Genomic DNA, 774 nt, shown 5'->3' on the forward strand with positions numbered 1-774 from the left:
GACCTGCTCACCGTCGCGGCGCGGTCCCGCCAGAGGGGCCCGGCGCTGTCGCGGGTGCGGGGCTGGCACGCCGAGGCGCTGCGGCGGCTCGCTCTGGGCGATCGGGTGGGGGCGGCGGCCGCGGTCCGGCGGGGACTGCGGGTGCTCGACGAGCATCGGGCCGCGCTCGGGGCGACCGACCTGCGGGCCCATTCGGCCGAGTTCCGGGTCGAGCTGGCCGAGCTCGGCCTGCGGATGGCCCTCGACCGGGGCGGTCCCGCGCAGGTGCTCGGGTGGGCCGAGCAGGGGCGGGCCAGCCATCTGCTGATGCGGCGGGTCCGGCCGCCCGACGACCCCTGGCTGGCCGGACGGCTGGCCGAGCTGCGGGCGGTGGCGGCGGAGGCGCGGGCGTCCCGGGACCCCTCGGTCACCGACCGGCAGGCCGCGCTGGAGCGCCGCATCCGCGACCACACCCGCGCCCGGTCCGGTGCGGCCCGCACCCCCGATCGGGCCCGGCGGGCCCGGCGGGCCCAGCCGGTCCCAGGTGTGGTCCGGTCGCTGGCCCCCCTGCTGGGGGATCGGGCGCTGGTCGAGTTCGTGCTGCTCGACGGGGTGCTGCACGCCGTCACCGTCATCGGGACCCGGGCCCGGCTGACCACGCTGGGGCCGGTGGGCCCGGTCCGCGACCTGGTCGAGCGGGTGCCGTTCGCGCTGCGCCGGCTGGCGCGGTCGGGCGACGCGCGCGGCGGTCCGTCGGCGGCGGCCCGGATGTTGCGGCACGCCGCCGCCCGCCTC

At 80.7% G+C, this 774-nt stretch carries 1 pseudogene; it reads left to right on the plus strand.

Annotated features, from left to right (window positions below):
* Positions 1-774, plus strand: a pseudogene (locus AW273_RS38180) (hypothetical protein); the annotation flags it as partial.

It is taken from the genome of Herbidospora yilanensis (assembly GCF_001570565.1).
Lineage (GTDB): Bacteria > Actinomycetota > Actinomycetes > Streptosporangiales > Streptosporangiaceae > Herbidospora > Herbidospora yilanensis.